Here is a 1,125-nt window from a genome sequence, read left to right on the forward strand (position 1 = left end):
GTTGGCTCGTTTGGTGCCCGCAAAAACCGACTGCAGGCCAAGGTATTCGTGCGTGATATTGCTGCCAGTTATCTCGAACCGTTCGAGTTCGGTGGACAGCACAAACTTAATGGTCAGGCGCTGCTTAACCCCAAAGCTATAAGGCTCAATAAGTATGGGAACTTGGCGCGCAATAAGCTGGCTCAGTTGAAGGGTAAGCCAGATGTATTCATTGGCAAGATTGGCGATACGTCAGGTGTATTCCAGCGCAAGAAAGGTAAGAAGAGCAAAAAGGCTAAAAAACGTCAGAAGCGCTCTCCCAATGGTGTACATCGCGCCAGAGAGAAGCAAAGAGCGCCTAAGTTGCTGATCCAGTTTGGTGACGCACTGGCAGTTAAACCCATGCTTGGATATTTCGAGCGAGCGAATACAATGGCACAGGCTTTGATGCCTGGAGCATTAAGTCTGGCAATCGAGCAGGCGTTGAAGACTGCAAAATAACAAACGGTTTAATCATCGTATAACTACCATGCCTCGCCTATGCGGGGCTTTTTATTGCCTAAATTACAGGTGATGCATGAGAGAGTTAACTCAAGAAAGGCTGAAAGAGCTACTTCACTACGATCCTGATACCGGTGTATTTACGTGGACATTTAGACGAGGAAGGGTTTCTACTGGTCAGGATGCTGGCACGTTAACAAATGGGTACATAGTTGTGGGTATTGATGGATGTTCATATAGAGCGCAGCGTTTGGCGTGGTTTTATATGCACGGCAGTTGGCCGAGAAAATATATTGATCATATCAATCGAATAAAAACTGATAATGGTTTTATAAATTTGCGTGAAGCTACTAGTGCTGAGAATCAACGTAACGTAGGTATTGGCAAAGGAAACAGATCGGGATTTAAAGGCGTTTTCTGGGAGCCAGAAAGAAAAAAATGGAAGGCAAGGGTACAGTTTAATAAAAGGAAATATACGCTAGGCAGATTCGAACGCATTAATGATGCGATTATCGCCTATGAAAACTTCTGTCAAAAATATCACGGACAATTCTATAGCCCACAAGAAATAAACGAGTCGGTTAATGGATATTATAAATGATAACCTCTCTCAATAAATGGGTCCCTCTCTCGGGATCTTATTAC

2 protein-coding genes are annotated in these 1,125 nt (G+C 43.9%); both read left to right on the plus strand.

Going from position 1 to position 1,125, the window contains the following annotated elements:
- A partial coding sequence (locus AEP37_RS26810; RefSeq protein WP_049615654.1) for a hypothetical protein occupies window positions 1-480 on the plus strand: 480 nt, incomplete at its 5' end.
- A 76-nt stretch (window positions 481-556) separates the two neighbouring features.
- The gene (locus AEP37_RS23810; protein ID WP_049615655.1) at window positions 557-1,081 is read left to right on the plus strand and encodes an HNH endonuclease; all 525 of its coding nucleotides are present in this window, start codon (window positions 557-559) and stop codon (window positions 1,079-1,081) included.
- Window positions 1,082-1,125 lie beyond the last annotated feature (44 nt).

Source organism: Yersinia pekkanenii (genome assembly GCF_001152565.1).
Classification (GTDB): Bacteria; Pseudomonadota; Gammaproteobacteria; order Enterobacterales; family Enterobacteriaceae; genus Yersinia; species Yersinia pekkanenii.